Below are 13,748 nucleotides of genomic sequence, written 5' to 3'. Positions count from 1 at the left end.
GAAGAAATTTCAAGATTCTTTGACGGAGGCCTTCCTGCGGTGTCTCGCCACCCGCTCGCGGTTTCCGCACACTTCGCTCGAGCACCAGCGGCGGCGCCTGCCCCGTGAGGTGTCCAGATAGACGCGGCGGCAGTTGTCGCCCTCGCACTGCCGCAGCCGCGAGCGGGCGACAGGGTCGGTGAGGAGCTCCACCGCGTCCCGGGCGACGACGGCGAGCAGGGCCGCGCACTCCGGAGCGGCGCACAGCGCCCGTACCAGCGTGCCTTTCCCGTCCTTCACGGCCCTGATGCCCGGAGGCGCGCCCTGTGCGCGGGCGTTGAGGATCTCGAGGGCGTCGTCCGCGCGGCCTTCCTCAGGCCCGGTGCGCACCAAATGGTCTATGCACTCGCGCAGTTCGACGAAACCCGCCACCCAGGTGCTGTCGACCCCGTGCAGCGGCGTCCCGGCCGGGACGAGACCGGCCCCCACGAGCCAGCGCGCCAGTCTCCCGGTGTCCGCGAGCGGTTCTGTCCCGCCGGCCCGGCGGTCCGCCTCCTGCGCCGTCGCCACCAGGTCCAGGCAGACGCGCCCGGAGTCGAATCGCCACTGGGACGGGTACGGACCCGCGCCCACCGCTGTCATGCGCCTGTCACCGCCTCGGGATCACCGTCGGGTGTCCCCACCAGAGTGCCTGCCCGACGGTGCGGCCGGAAGCCCTCATCGAGACGTGGACGCACGGACATGCGAATGCGACGCTCACCCATGTCCCGCACGAGCACAGGCCGGTTGACTGGGTCTCATGACACAGAACAGGGGTGCAGGAGCGGTCCTCGCGGCGGCGACCGTGACGACCGGGCTCATCGCGGGCGTCTGGTTCGCGTTCACGGTCTCGGTGATGCCGGCGCTCGGCCGCAGCGACGACCGGACCTACGTCGAGGTCATGCAGAACATCAACGAGGTGATCGAGAACCCGGCCTTCTTCGCCGCGCTCTTCGGCGCGCTCGTCCTCACGGCCGTCTCGGCATGGCAGCAGCGCCGCACGCCCAGAGGCCGCTGGGCGACCGCCGCGCTGGTCCTCTACATCCTGGTGTTCGTGGTGACGTCCGCGGCGAACGTGCCGCTCAACAACGAACTCGCCGCCGCGGGCGCGCCGGACCGGATCGCCGACCCCGCCGCCGTACGGGAGAACTTCGAGGACCCGTGGGTGCTCTGGAACACGGTGCGCACCGTGCTCACCACGGCGGCCCTGCTGTGCCTGTGGCGTGCCACGTCGCTGCTGCGCACGGCACGCCCGGACCAGGCGGGTCAGCCGTCGGCGTACTTGGCGTCGGACGCCGGGTCCAGGGCCAGCCGGTAACCGCGCTTGACGACGGTCTGGATGAGCTTGGGGACGCCCAGCGCCGTGCGCAGCCGGGCCATGGCCGTCTCCACGGCGTGCTCGTCCCGGCCGGCGCCCGGCAGGGCACGCAGCAGGTCGGAGCGGGCGACCACCCAGCCGGGCCGTTCCGAAAGGGCCCGCAGCAGGGCCATCCCGGCGGGCGGCACCGGGCGCAGTTCGTCGTCGACGAGGACGGCGTGGCCGCGGATCTCGACCCGTCGGCCCGCGACCGGGAACGTACGGGCGCGGGCGGGCAGCTCGACACCGAGCAACTGCACCAGCGGGCCGAGCCTGAACCGCTCCGGCTGCACCGTCGGGACGCCGGCCGCCTGCAGCGGCACCGCCGTGACAGGCCCGACGCAGGCGGCGAGGACGTCGTGGTCCAGGGCGGCCAGGAGGTCGGTCAGCAGACCGCGGGACTCCGCACGGTTCAGGAGCGACGCGGCGGCCGGGGCGCTGGTGAAGGTGACGGCGTCCAGGCCGCGGGAGACGGCCGCGTCCAGCAGCCGGTCGAGCGGGGCCAGGTCCTCCGGCGGCATCCAGCGGTAGACGGGTACGAGGACGACGTCCGCGCCCGCCGCGCGCAGTGATTCGACGAACCCGGGCAGCGGCTCGCCGTGCAGCTGGAGCGCGACACGGCGGCCCGCCACTCCTTCGCCGAGCAGCCGGTCCAGTACCTCCGCCATGGACTCGGAGACCGGCGACCACTCCTCGGTGAGGCCCGCCGCGCGGATGGCGCCCTTGACCTTGGGGCCGCGGGCCAGCAGCTCGGCACCGCGCAGCCGGCCCAGCAGCTGCTCCCCCAGACCCCAGCCGTCGGCCGCCTCCACCCAGCCTCGGAAGCCGATGGCGGTGGTGGCGACGACGATGTCGGGCGTGTGGTCGATCAGTTCCTTGGTGGCGGCGAGGAGCTCCGTGTCGTCGGCGAGCGGAACGATGCGCAGCGCGGGGGCGTGCAGGACGGCCGCGCCCCGCCGCTGGAGCAGCGCGCCGAGCTCGTCGGCCCGCCTGGCGGCGGTCACGCCGACGGTGAAGCCCGCGAGGGGGCCGTGCGGTTGGCCTTGGTCGTGCATCTCGGTCGTCCCCACTGGAGTGCCCTGATGGCCGGTGCCATTGAACGGTGAACGGACGACCGAGCCTGTCAAAGGCGCGTGACAGGCCCGGTTCGCTCATATTTCACCGTCGTTACGTACTCCGCTCGCTCAGACCCGGGCGTAGACCGGTTCCGCGTCCGTTTCGGCGTCCGTCCCCGTCTGTCCGCCACGGACCGGCACCACGACGGGCCGGCGAAGGTATACCGCCCAGGTGACGACCGAGCAGACCGCGTAGAAGGCGAGGAAGGAGACGAAGGCGGCGGTTCCGGTGCCCGCGGTCTGGAACGACTGCCGGAAGGCGAGGTTGATGGCGAGCCCGCCGACGGCGCCGATCGCGCCGATGAGTCCCATCGAGGCGCCGGAGAGCCGGCGCCCGTAGGCGGCCGCGGTCTCCCCGGTCATGCCCTTGGCGAGCGCCTTGTTCTGGAAGATGCCGGGGATCATCTTGTACGTCGAGCCGTTGCCGAGGCCGCTGAGCACGAACAGGGCGATGAATCCGACGAGGAACACGGCGAGGGACTCCTGGACCGAGGCGGCGATGACCACGGAGGTCGCGGCGGCCATGCCCACGAAGTTCCACAGGGTGATGCGCGCTCCGCCGAAGCGGTCGGCGAGCGCACCGCCCAGAGGCCGGATCAGGGAGCCGAGCAGCGGGCCGATGAAGGTGAGGGAGGCCGCCTGGAGCGGGGTGCGGCCGAACTGGGTCTGCAGCACGAGGCCGAAGGCGAAGCTGTAACCGATGAAAGAGCCGAAGGTGCCGACGTACAGGAAGGCCATGATCCAGGTGTGGCCCTCCTTGGCCGCATCGATCGCCGCGCCGGTGTCGTTCTTCACCGGGGCGAGGTTGTCCATCCACAGCGCGGCGCACAGCGCGGCGATGACGATCAGCGGCAGGTAGATGCCGAGCACCAGCCGCGGGTGGGCCGCGCCGGCCGTACCGATGATCAGCAGGGAGACCAACTGGATGACCGGTACGCCGATGTTGCCGCCGCCCGCGTTGAGGCCGAGTGCCCAGCCCTTCTTGCGCAGCGGGAAGAACGCGTTGATGTTCGTCATCGACGAGGCGAAGTTGCCCCCGCCGACACCCGTGAGGGCGGCGACGGCGAGGAACGTCGTGTACGAGGTGCCCGGCTCCATCACCAGGTACGCCGCCGCTGTGGGGACCAGGAGCAGCAGAGCGCTGAAGATCGTCCAGTTCCGGCCGCCGAATTTGGCGACGGCGAACGTGTACGGCACCCGGATCACGGCGCCGACGACGGTCGCCGTGGCGATCAGGAAGAACTTGCCGGCGGGGTCGATCCCGTACTCGGGCCCCATGAAGAGGACCATCACCGACCACAGGCTCCAGATGGAGAACCCGATGTGCTCACTGAGCACGGAAAAGGCGAGGTTGCGCCGGGCGACCCGCTCCCCCTTGGTCCGCCAGAAGGTCTCGTCCTCGGGGTCCCACTCTTCGATCCATCGGCCTGCCATCACGCGCCTCCACCTGTTTCCGATCGTGGAAGCGACGTTAGGGACGGCGGGTTTCAGGCCCGTGCCAGGAGGTGACCGTCGCGAAACCTTGCTCTCACCCGTCGGTCAGGCGGTGTGTGAGCGGCGCCGGGGCTCTCCGTCGGGCCACAGCCGCGGACGGCGCCCGGCGGCGAGGTCCTCGGCCCAGCCGAAGACCAGGACGCACCCGGCGATCAGCGCCCAGGCGAGCAGCAGCACCGGCACCCAGCTGTCCAGCAGCCACGGGACCTGCTCCGCGAGCAGGTCGACGTCCCACATGACGTCCCACAGCGCCGCCGCGCCCAGAATGCACACGTTGTGCCAGAGGTAGACGGTCACCGCCCGCGCGTTGAGGAGGGTGATCACGCTCTCCCATTGCCGCAGCTTCGGCGGCCACGACTCCCACGACGGGCTGAAGTGCAGCAGCAGCATCACCGCGCCGAGCGACCAGAGGGCGTCGGCCGGCGGGATGCCGTCGAGCTCGGCGCCCGAGCCGAAGCCGTTGCGGCGGGCCCACCAGATACCGGCCAGCATGACGAACGGCGCGACGGAGGGCACGACGTAGCGCGGCAGGCGGGCCAGGATGCCCTCCTGGCGGGCCATGCCCAGGATCCAGCAGGCCCCGAAGGTGCTGAAGTCGGTGAGCGCCGAGTCGATGCGCTCCGGCATGGAGAGATAACCGGCGGCCAGCCCGAAGGACAGGGCGAGCGGCGCGGCGAGGGTGGCCCACGGCAGCTTCCGCAGGCAGCGCAGCAGCAGCGGCGACAGGAGCACGAACCACAGATAGGCGCGCAGGTACCAGAGCGGCTCGGCCAGGTCGCCGGCCCAGCCGGCGGCAAGGAACGGCGGGTCGCTCAACGGCAGGAGCCAGAAGACCGCGGAGGGGCCTGGGCGCCATCCCTCGAAGATCATCGCGGTGACGCCCACGGCGCCCAGTACCCACATCGGCGGCAGCAGTCGCCGTACCCGGCTGCGGATCACCTGGAGCGCCGGACGGGCGAGGGAGCGCGCCATCAGTGACCCGGCGAGGGCGAACATCACGCCCATGGACGGGAAGACCAGCGGCAGCCAGGCCCAGCCCACCAGGTGGTAGAGCACGACCCGGAACAGGGCGAGCGCCCGGAGCAGGTCGAAGTAGCGGTCCCGGCCGCCCGCGGGCACCGGAGAGGTGCCCGCCGGCTGCGGCGGCGCCGTCTGCGGTGCGGTGTACGGGGTCATGCGACGGGCCTCCGCTCCCCGGCGCGCTGCCGCTGCTGGACGACTCCGGGGGCCTCGACGGCCCCGGTGCGCCGCAGTTTCTGCCAGCGCAGCCGGCCACCGGTGAGTGCGGTGATCCACGACTGGAGGAGGACCACGTACATCAGCTGGCGGTAGAGGATCTGCTGGAGCGGCAGGGAGACGAGGTGGACCATGCGTTCCTTGTCGAGCCGGAAGGCGTAGGCCGCGCAGACGGCCTGGATCGCCAGGACGCCCAGCCAGGCGGCGATGGTCTTCTGCGTGGGGCCGAAGACCAGCCCGTACAGCAGGAAGACGTCGATCAGCGGCGCGAGCAGCGGGGCGAGCACCATGAACAGGGAGACCAGGGGCAGGCCGACCCGGCCGAAGCGGCCGGAGGGCCCCTTCTCCACGAGGGCGCGGCGGTGCTTCCAGATGGCCTGCATGGTGCCGTAGCTCCAGCGGTAGCGCTGCGACCACAGCTGCTGCACGGACTCGGGGGCCTCGGTCCAGGCGCGTGCCTTCTCCGCGTAGACGACCCTCCAGCCGTCGCGGTGCATGGCCATGGTGATGTCGGTGTCCTCGGCGAGGGTGTCCTCGCTCATGCCTCCGACACGCTCGAGCGCGGTGCGGCGGAAGGCTCCGACGGCGCCGGGGATGGTGGGCATGCAGCCGAGCAGGTCGTACATCCGGCGGTCGAGGTTGAAGCCCATCACGTACTCGATGTGCTGCCAGGCCCCGATGAGGGTGTCGCGGTTGCCGACCTTGGCGTTGCCGGCCACCGCGCCGACGCGCGGGTCGCCGAAGGGCTGCACGAGCTCTCGGACGGTCGACGGCTCGAAGACGGTGTCGCCGTCCATCATGACGACGATCTCGTAGCGGGCGTTCCTGATGCCGTTGTTGAGGGCGGCGGGCTTGCCCGAGTTGGGCTGCCGTACGACACGTACGCCGCGCAGGCCCATCGCCTCGACGATGTCGGCGGTGCCGTCGCTGGAGCCGTCGTCGATGACGATGACCTCGAGGGGATGGTCGCTCGCCATCAGTGAGCGGACCGTGTTGGCGATGCACTCGCGTTCGTTGTACGCGGGGACCAGCACGGACACCGGCCTGGTGATGGGAGGCCCCCAGCTGAAGCCCTTCCGGCGCACCTTGCGGGCGTGCGCGAAGGAAAGGATCAGCATCAGCCCGAAGCGGGCGAAGACCAGCACGCCGATCACGGCGAGCCCGACGACCATGACCTCCGTGGTGTTCTCCGAGACGGCGACGGCGCCGACGAAGGCCTTGCCCTTCCACAGCTCCGGTCCGGTGACCGGGCTGTGGGCGCTGGGCACGCCGAGCGCCTCCGTGAGGTTGGTGAACCGGTAGCCGCGCTCCTTCATGTCAGGCAGGAAGCGCTCCAGGGCCGCGACCGTCTGGGAGCGGTCGCCGCCGGAATCGTGCATCAGCACGATGGAGCCCTGGGTGCCCTTGGGGGTGGCGCGCTTGATGATCGCGTCGACGCCGGGGCGCTTCCAGTCCTCGGAGTCGGTGTTGTTGAAGGCGGTGATGTAGCCGCGCGTGCCGATGTACTGGGTGACCGGCCAGGACTCGTTGTCGAGGGCGTCCGAGAAGGAGGAGTACGGCGGACGGAACAGAGAGGTGCGGATGCCCGCGGCGCCGGCGAGCGCCAGCTGGTTCTGCGACAGCTCCCAGTCGATGCGGTCGGTGGACTGGAAGGACAGGTCCGGGTGGTTGAAGGTGTGCAGGCCGATCTCGTGGCCCTCGCGCACCATCCGTTCGACCAGGTCCGGGTGGCGCGAGGCCATGGTGCCGGTGACGAAGAAGACGGCATGCGCGTCGTACCGGGCGAGAGCGTCGAGGACCTTCGGCGTCCAGACGGGGTCCGGACCGTCGTCGAAGGTCAGCACGAGCCGCTGGTCGGGCACGCTGAGCGCCTTGGGGTTGTGCTTGTCGCGAGCGTCGATGACGGGACCGCCGTCGAGTATGTGCTGGGGGACCTGGTCCGTGGGGGCCGGGGGCCGGACGCGGTGGTCGGCGAGGATCTCGCTGTGCACATAGCCGCGCAGCATGAGCATCGCGAGCAGCGCGACGAGGAAGAGCACGGGAAGCAGATAGCGCATGGGCAGTCTGCGGCGTACGACGCGCTTGGGGCTCCGCCGTCGCGGAGCCCCTGAGGCGGGGAGGGTCATCTACAGTGCGCCTTCTTGCACGGGCTGTCCGGGAGTATCACTGGGCGCCGCGGAGGCGCCGGGGTCCGCGGGAGGACTGACCGCCGGGGCGGGAGCGCTGTTGCGGGGTGCGCCGGGGCTCGCGGCCGGGCCGGTGGTACCCGTCCCGGGGGCAGGCTGCCGCGGGGAAGGGGACTTCGAGGCGGGCGGCGGCACGTCCGGCAGCGGGCTGCTGTCGCCCGCGCTGCCGGAGGGCAGCGGCAGGGCCGCGCCGGCGGAGTCGGAGGGGGCGGGGACGCCCGGTGGGGCGTTCGGCGTGGGCACCGTGGACACGAGGTCGGTGGGTGCGGGCTGGATCTCGACGTGCTCGGGCTGCTGCTCCCCGGCCGACCCGAGGCCCGGCATCCACGGCGCGCTGGAGTTGCCACCGAGGAGCGCGGCGACGAGCGTGATCGCGTAGACCGCGCACGCGGTGGCCAGGACCCAGCCGATACGGCGGAACTTCTTGCTGCGCCGGCCGCTTTCGTCGACGAAGACGGGCCCCTCCGCGCTGTCCTGGAGGGCGATCGGTTCCACCGGCAGGTCGCGCAGCTTCCGCCCGAGGCCGTCGAGTTGAATCGTCACCTCGTGCGGCTCGTGCGTGTGACCGGTACCGACGTCTTCTTGCCAATTTTCCATGGCTTGTGGCACATCCCCCCACTGACTGGAATCGGGTGCGCGCACAACCGACCGGCCGCGTCCGAATTCGGGTCCCCAACCCGCTCCGAGCGCTTCTATCCCACTCACTCACCCGGTCCATGAATGTAGCGCAACCTGCTGCACGTCGCGCGCCACGCTCAGCGGTTGTCACACATCAGCGACATATCACGTTCCGGCAACCATCCGTCGGGCACCCTTTTCAGCCACCCTTCGCGCGCGGCAAGTTCGGCTGCCGCCCGCCGCAGCGCGTCGAGGCCGGGATGCCGCAGCCCGGCACGCCAGACCATCGACAACGGCGACAGCGGAACGGGGTCGACTATCGGCCGAAGAACCGTCCCCGGCATGGCCGGAAAGCCCACGACCGCGAGGACCGGGTTGCGGGTCTTCGCCATGACCCGCCGGAACTCCTCGACCCCCACGGCCATGGGTGCCGGCGGCGCCACGGCGATACCCCGACCGGCGAAGAGAAGCCGTGCCAGCTCCGTCCACTCCAGCGTCCGAGGGTTGCCCGCACCGGCATATACGGTCTCACCCGCGAGTGCGTTCAACTCGATCCGGTCGCCGTCGGCCAGCGGATGGTCGTCGGGCAGCAGGACCGCCATCGGCTCGTACCGTACGGGCTGCTGGGCCAGCAGCGCCTGCCGGCCGGCGTCCAGGCCGGCGAACCGGCCGAAGGAGACATCGAGACGCCCGGCGGCGATCTCGTCGGCGGCCCCGGTGAGCCCACTCTCGAAACGGGCCATCAACTCGCAGTCGGGGGCCAGTTCACGGGCGCGTTCCAGGACCCGGCCCGATGTCATGCCCGCGCTGTTGAGGTCGACGAGCAGCGGCCGCGCGGCGCCGGAGAGGGCGGCGAGCAGTTCGTCCTGCGTCTCGAGCACCCGCCGGGCGTACGGCAGCAGCCGCTCGCCGTCGCCCGTGAGCGCGACCTGCCGGGTCGTGCGGACGAACAGTTCGACACCCAACTCCCTTTCCAGCCGCCGGACGTCGCGGCTCAGGGCCTGCTGGGCGACGTAGAGACGGGCTGCGGCGCGGGTGAAGTGCAGCTCGTCGGCGACGGTGACGAACGCGCGGAGCAGCCTGGGTTCCAGATCACGGGGCACAGCGCATTCAACAACACAGGTGCGTGAACGGCCACCGAGCAGGTGTTGGACCGGCGGCGGGGACGGCAGCGAGGGTGGAGCCATGCCCAGGCCAGCCATGCCGCGTTCCGCCACGCCTCCTTCCGCCGTGTCCCGTCGTGCCCGTGTCGAGGACACGGCTTGCGCACCGCTGCTCGCGGTCACCGGCGACTCGCTGGTGCTCGCGCCGCGCCGCCGGACCGGGTCGCCCACGGCGGCCTTCGCCGGAACCGGCCGGCCACCAGGCCCCTACCGGCGGCTGTTCTCCGCACCCGGCACCCGCGCCTTCACCGCCGGGAACCTCGTCGCCCGGCTCCCCATGGGGATGTTCAGCGTCAGCGCCGTCATCATGATCGCCGGGTCCCGCGGCTCCTACGCCCTCGCCGGGGCCGTCACCGCGACCGGCCTGGCAGCCACCGCGCTGGTCGCTCCCTGGACGGCGCGGCTCGTCGACCGGTACGGACAGGCGCGGATCGCGGTCCCCGCCACCGCCCTGGCCGTCCTCGGATCGCTCGCGCTGCTGCTGTGCGTACGCCTCGACGCGCCCGACTGGACGCTCTTCGCCGCGTACGCGGCGACCGCCACCACCCCCAACACCGGCGGCATGTCACGTGCCCGCTGGGCGCATCTGTACCGGGGGGACGCGGCGGCGCTGCACACGGCGAACTCGTTCGAGCAGGCCGCCGACGAACTCTGCTTCATGCTCGGCCCTGTTGTGGCCGCGTTCCTGTGCTCCGCGCTCTTCCCGGAGGCCGGCACGCTGGTGGGCGCGGTCCTGTTGCTGACGGGCGTGCTGATCTTCGCGAGCCGACGCTCCACGGAGCCGCCGGTCGCCCCACGGGTCCCGGCCGGCTCGCCGCTGCGGACCGCCGGCATGCCCGCGCTGCTCGCGGTCCTCCTCGCCACGGGCGCGGTCTTCGGTTCGATGGAGGTCGTCACCATCGCCTTCGCCGACGGCCCGGTCGCGGGTCCGGTCCTCGCGCTCCAGGCGGCGGGTTCCTGCGCCGCCGGCCTGCTCTACGGCCGGTCCCGGCGTGGGGCGGGGCTGCCCGCCTGCATCGCCGCGATGACGGCCTTGATGTCGCTGCCGCTGCTCGCCGCCGCGGGCAACGGGTCGCTGCCGGCGGTGGCGGGCGCGCTGCTGGTCGCCGGGATGGCGACGGCCCCGACGATGGTGACGGCCATGACCATGGTCCAGCGGCTGACCCCGCCGGCGCAGATCAACGAGGGCATGACGCTCGCGGTCACCGCTCTGCTCGGCGGCGTCGCGGCCGGCTCCGCGAGCGGCGGATACATGGTGGAGCACCTGGGCGCGGCGCAGGGCTACGCGATCCCGGTGTGCGCCGCGACGCTCGCGCTCGTACTGGCGTGGGGGACGGCCCAGGACACGAAAAAGGCCCGGAAGCCGTAGCCGCCGAGCCTTCGTCGTACATGGGATGAGTGGAGATGGCGGGAATCGAACCCGCGTCCAACGGTGCAGAATCAGGGCTTCTCCGTGTGCAGTCCACTGCGCTTTTCTCAGCCCCGGAGATCACGCGGACAAGTCTCCGACGGGCTCAGTCACTGTTTGGTTTCCCTACGCGCCCCGTGACCGGGCTCGTAGGTTTAGTTCCCTAGCTGATGCCAGGATCCGGGTCGGGAACAGCCCCGGGCTGACACTTCGCAAGTCGCTACTTAGGCAGCGAGGGCGAAGGAATCGCGCTTGGTGTTGGCGATTATTGGTTGCGACATATGGTTTACGAGATCATTGCCGCTTCCTCGACACGCTTCCCCTGCTTCGACATCCGCTGTCGAAACCGATCATCCCCATGTTTGACCACTATTGAGTTGGTACAGCTCACGACCCCTTGCGGAGCCGGACCCCGGCTAGGCGGGGCAGGTGCCATCGTACGGGAACAACACGGGCCGGTGCCAGCCTATTCCGCGCGGCTGCGGCCGGTGCCGGTCGCGTGCTACGCCCGCTGCCTCCGGCGGACGGCGGACATCGCGCGGTCCGCCTCGCGGCGGTCCTGCTTCTCGCGCAGCGTCTGGCGCTTGTCGTACTCCTTCTTGCCCCTCGCCAGCGCGATCTCGACCTTCGCCCGGCCGTCCTTGAAGTACAGGGCCAGCGGCACGATGGTGTGCCCCGTCTCCTGCGACTTCGACTCCAGCTTGTCGATCTCTTCCCGGTGCATCAGCAGCTTGCGCTTGCGGCGTGCGCTGTGGTTCGTCCAGGTGCCCTGGCTGTACTCGGGCACGTGGACGTTGTGCAGCCATGCCTCGTTGCCGTCGATCTGGACGAAGCCGTCCGCGAGCGAGGCCCGGCCCTGGCGCAGCGACTTCACCTCGGTGCCCATCAGCACGAGACCGCACTCGTAGGTGTCGAGAATGTGGTAGTCGTGCCGCGCCTTCTTGTTCTGCGCGATCAGTTTGCGCCCTGTTTCCTTAGCCATAGTGCGGACATTTTCGCACTACGACCCGCCCCCGAGGCCACTCAATACCGTCCGGGCCCTTTTCTCGGCCCCCTCGGCCGTCACGAGGTCGGGAGTGATGCCCTTCTCGTCGACACTGTGACCGGACGGGGTGCGGTAGTGACCGACGGTGAGTTCGGCGACCGAGCCGTCGGGCAGCCTGCTCGGCATCTGCACCGAGCCCTTGCCGAAGGTCCGTGTACCGACCGTGACCGCACGGCCACGGTCCTTGAGCGCTCCCGTGACGAGCTCGGCCGCGCTCATGGTGCCGGCGTCGACGAGCGTGACCACGGGCCGCTCGGTGTCACCGCCCTGCTCGGCATGGAGAGCGCGCTGCTCGCCTCGCACGTCGTACGTGGCGACGAGGCCGCCGTCGAGGAAGGCCGACGCCGCGGTGACCGCCTCGGAGACGAGGCCGCCCTCGTTGCCGCGCAGATCGAGCAGGACCCCTGCGCCCGCGGGGGCCTCGCGCACGGCCTTGCGCACCCGCTCGCCGGTGCCCTTGGTGAACGAGGAGACCCTGATCACCACCGCACCGTCGGGGAGACGGTCCACGGTGACCGTCTCCGTGGTCAGCCGGGCGCGCGTCAGGGTCTCGGACCAGCGGCGCCCGTCCCGCTCCAGGTCGACCGTCACAGCAGTGCCGTCGGCGCCCCTGAGCAGGGCCACGACCTCGGTGACCGGCCGCCGGGCGGTGTCGCGGCCGTCGATCGCGAGGAGCCGGTCGCGGGCCCTTATCCCGGCCCGCTCGGCAGGGCTGCCCGGCTGCACCCTGGCCACCTCGATCCGGCCGTCCGCGGCACGTCTCGCGCCGAGGCCAACGCCGGTGTACTCCCCGTCGAGCGCCTTGGCGAACTCCTCGTACTCGTGCTTGTCGTAGACGGCGCCCCAGCGGTCGCCGCTGCGGCTGACGACCTCCTCCGCCGCCTTGGTGCCCGACTTCCCCTCCGCCGCGGCCTTCGCGGCGGCGCGGGCGACGTCCTCACGGTCCACCGTCGCGGCGGCGGCATGCGCGGAGAGCGGACGGGGCGAGGCCGGCTCGTCGTGCGGCAGGCAGTTGGTGGCCGCGGCGGTGGCGAGGACGACTCCGAAGGCCAACGTCAGCACGGCCCCGCGGCGGATGCCGTGGGGCCGGGGACTGAACTCGGGGTCCGACATGGCGTCGAGTCTAGGACAAGCAAAGGGCGCCGTACGGAGGTTGACCGCACGACGCCCGGGGCGCTTGTCACACCTTCAGGTACTTGCGCAATGCGACGAAAGCAGCCACAGCGGGCATCAGCAGCCCGATCGCCAATACCAGCGGCAACTTGGTGATCACGGCGTCCCAGCCGATGAAGTTGACCAGCTGCATCTTCTCGGAGAGCGCCAGGCCGTGGTCGATCAGGAAGTAACGGCCCACCAGCAGCATCACGGAGGCGACCGCACCGCCCAACAGGCCCGCGAACGCGGCCTCCATGATGAACGGCATCTGGATGTAGAAGCTCGAGGCGCCGACGAGCCGCATGATGCCGGTCTCACGCCGACGGCTGAACGCCGAAACACGCACGGTGTTGACGATGAGCATCAGCGCGATGATCAGCATCAGGCCCATGACGAAGATGGCGGCCACGTTCATGCCGTTCATCAGGGAGAAGAGGTTCTCCAGGATGTTGCGCTGGTCCTGGACGGACTGCACCCCGTCCCGGCCGGCGAAGGCGGTCGCCACGACCTTGTACTTCTCCGGGTCGTCCAGCTTCACCCGGAACGACTCCTGCATCTGGTCCGGGGTGATGGTGGACGCGATGGGGGTGTCGCCGTACTGCTCGCGGTAGTGCTTGTACGCCTGTTCCGCAGTCTCGTGGTGGACCACGTCGACGACGTCCATCTTCTTCAGATCGGCTTCGATCTGCTCCTTCTGCGCGGTGGTGACGGCCCCCTTGGCGCACTGGGGCGAGGTCGCCGCGTCGTTCTTGTTGCAGAGGAAGATGGAGACGTTGACCTTGTCGTACCAGAAGTCCTTCATCGTGCTGACCTGCTCACGCATGAGCAGCGCGCCGCCGAACAGGGCGAGCGAGAGGGCTACGGAGACGATCACCGCGAAGGTCATCGTGAGATTGCGGCGGAGACCGACGCCGATCTCCGACATGACGAACTGGGCGCGCATGGCGTGCTTT

12 protein-coding genes and 1 other RNA gene are annotated in these 13,748 nt (G+C 70.7%); 2 read left to right on the top strand and 11 right to left on the bottom strand.

Features of this window, described 5'->3' with window-relative positions:
* Positions 1-9: 9 nt before the first annotated feature.
* On the bottom strand, positions 10-621 hold the full coding sequence (locus tag ACIPJI_RS00255) for a CGNR zinc finger domain-containing protein (RefSeq protein ID WP_402243686.1): 612 nt from the start codon (positions 619-621) through the stop codon (positions 10-12).
* A gap of 157 nt (positions 622-778) precedes the next feature.
* On the opposite strand from ACIPJI_RS00255, the gene ACIPJI_RS00250 reads away from it, so the two are divergent.
* Positions 779-1,336: a DUF1772 domain-containing protein gene (locus ACIPJI_RS00250; protein WP_402243684.1), complete on the top strand. Its 558-nt coding sequence runs from the start codon at positions 779-781 to the stop codon at positions 1,334-1,336.
* Here ACIPJI_RS00250 and ACIPJI_RS00245 read toward each other — a convergent pair.
* From ACIPJI_RS00245 to ACIPJI_RS00220, 6 genes are all read right to left on the bottom strand, one after another.
* Positions 1,285-2,430, bottom strand: coding sequence for a uroporphyrinogen-III synthase (locus ACIPJI_RS00245; RefSeq protein ID WP_307706685.1), 1,146 nt, complete (start codon positions 2,428-2,430; stop codon positions 1,285-1,287). The two genes, ACIPJI_RS00250 and ACIPJI_RS00245, sit on opposite strands and share 52 nt — an antisense overlap.
* 129 nt (positions 2,431-2,559) lie before the next feature.
* Positions 2,560-3,924: a nitrate/nitrite transporter gene (locus tag ACIPJI_RS00240; protein WP_356622027.1), complete on the bottom strand. Its 1,365-nt coding sequence runs from the start codon at positions 3,922-3,924 to the stop codon at positions 2,560-2,562.
* A gap of 105 nt (positions 3,925-4,029) precedes the next feature.
* Positions 4,030-5,160, bottom strand: coding sequence for an acyltransferase (locus tag ACIPJI_RS00235; RefSeq protein WP_402243683.1), 1,131 nt, complete (start codon positions 5,158-5,160; stop codon positions 4,030-4,032).
* A complete protein-coding gene (locus ACIPJI_RS00230) occupies positions 5,157-7,277 on the bottom strand; it encodes a glycosyltransferase (protein ID WP_307710372.1) in 2,121 nt (706 codons plus the stop codon). The genes ACIPJI_RS00235 and ACIPJI_RS00230 overlap by 4 nt, the downstream gene beginning before the upstream one ends.
* Positions 7,278-7,346: 69 nt before the next feature.
* Positions 7,347-8,003 (bottom strand): hypothetical protein, encoded by a 657-nt coding sequence (locus ACIPJI_RS00225; protein WP_402243681.1) that lies wholly within the window; start codon positions 8,001-8,003, stop codon positions 7,347-7,349.
* 158 nt (positions 8,004-8,161) lie between these two features.
* Positions 8,162-9,127 (bottom strand): LysR family transcriptional regulator, encoded by a 966-nt coding sequence (locus tag ACIPJI_RS00220; RefSeq protein ID WP_402243680.1) that lies wholly within the window; start codon positions 9,125-9,127, stop codon positions 8,162-8,164.
* A gap of 82 nt (positions 9,128-9,209) precedes the next feature.
* On the opposite strand from ACIPJI_RS00220, the gene ACIPJI_RS00215 reads away from it, so the two are divergent.
* A complete protein-coding gene (locus ACIPJI_RS00215) occupies positions 9,210-10,556 on the top strand; it encodes an MFS transporter (RefSeq protein ID WP_402243679.1) in 1,347 nt (448 codons plus the stop codon).
* A gap of 27 nt (positions 10,557-10,583) precedes the next feature.
* On the opposite strand, the gene ssrA is transcribed toward ACIPJI_RS00215, so the two are convergent.
* From ssrA to ftsX, 4 genes are all read right to left on the bottom strand, one after another.
* Positions 10,584-10,953, bottom strand: a transfer-messenger RNA (tmRNA) gene (gene ssrA / locus ACIPJI_RS00210).
* A gap of 144 nt (positions 10,954-11,097) precedes the next feature.
* Positions 11,098-11,577 (bottom strand): SsrA-binding protein SmpB, encoded by a 480-nt coding sequence (smpB, locus tag ACIPJI_RS00205; protein WP_307706691.1) that lies wholly within the window; start codon positions 11,575-11,577, stop codon positions 11,098-11,100.
* 18 nt (positions 11,578-11,595) lie between these two features.
* A complete protein-coding gene (locus tag ACIPJI_RS00200; RefSeq protein ID WP_307706692.1) occupies positions 11,596-12,753 on the bottom strand; it encodes a S41 family peptidase in 1,158 nt (385 codons plus the stop codon).
* A gap of 67 nt (positions 12,754-12,820) precedes the next feature.
* Positions 12,821-13,738 carry a permease-like cell division protein FtsX gene (gene ftsX, locus ACIPJI_RS00195; protein ID WP_005316905.1) on the bottom strand — a complete coding sequence of 306 codons (918 nt, stop codon included), beginning with the start codon at positions 13,736-13,738 and terminating at the stop codon, positions 12,821-12,823.
* Positions 13,739-13,748: the final 10 nt, after the last annotated feature.

The sequence above is a fragment of the Streptomyces sp. NPDC086835 genome (genome assembly GCF_044745705.1).
Classification (GTDB): Bacteria; Actinomycetota; Actinomycetes; order Streptomycetales; family Streptomycetaceae; genus Streptomyces.
This window is presented reverse-complemented; position numbering and strand designations above follow the sequence as displayed.

What these genes read in the sequence shown, in the direction of transcription:
- ACIPJI_RS00255 (WP_402243686.1), bottom strand. Translation starts at nt 621, where the DNA reads ATGACAGCGGTGGGCGCGGGTCCGTACCCGTCCCAGTGGCGATTCGAC.
- ACIPJI_RS00250 (WP_402243684.1), top strand. Translation starts at nt 779, where the DNA reads ATGACACAGAACAGGGGTGCAGGAGCGGTCCTCGCGGCGGCGACCGTG.
- ACIPJI_RS00245 (WP_307706685.1), bottom strand. Translation starts at nt 2,430, where the DNA reads ATGCACGACCAAGGCCAACCGCACGGCCCCCTCGCGGGCTTCACCGTC.
- ACIPJI_RS00240 (WP_356622027.1), bottom strand. Translation starts at nt 3,924, where the DNA reads ATGGCAGGCCGATGGATCGAAGAGTGGGACCCCGAGGACGAGACCTTC.
- ACIPJI_RS00235 (WP_402243683.1), bottom strand. Translation starts at nt 5,160, where the DNA reads ATGACCCCGTACACCGCACCGCAGACGGCGCCGCCGCAGCCGGCGGGC.
- ACIPJI_RS00230 (WP_307710372.1), bottom strand. Translation starts at nt 7,277, where the DNA reads ATGCGCTATCTGCTTCCCGTGCTCTTCCTCGTCGCGCTGCTCGCGATG.
- ACIPJI_RS00225 (WP_402243681.1), bottom strand. Translation starts at nt 8,003, where the DNA reads ATGGAAAATTGGCAAGAAGACGTCGGTACCGGTCACACGCACGAGCCG.
- ACIPJI_RS00215 (WP_402243679.1), top strand. Translation starts at nt 9,210, where the DNA reads ATGCCCAGGCCAGCCATGCCGCGTTCCGCCACGCCTCCTTCCGCCGTG.
- smpB (WP_307706691.1), bottom strand. Translation starts at nt 11,577, where the DNA reads ATGGCTAAGGAAACAGGGCGCAAACTGATCGCGCAGAACAAGAAGGCG.
- ACIPJI_RS00200 (WP_307706692.1), bottom strand. Translation starts at nt 12,753, where the DNA reads ATGTCGGACCCCGAGTTCAGTCCCCGGCCCCACGGCATCCGCCGCGGG.
- ftsX (WP_005316905.1), bottom strand. Translation starts at nt 13,738, where the DNA reads ATGCGCGCCCAGTTCGTCATGTCGGAGATCGGCGTCGGTCTCCGCCGC.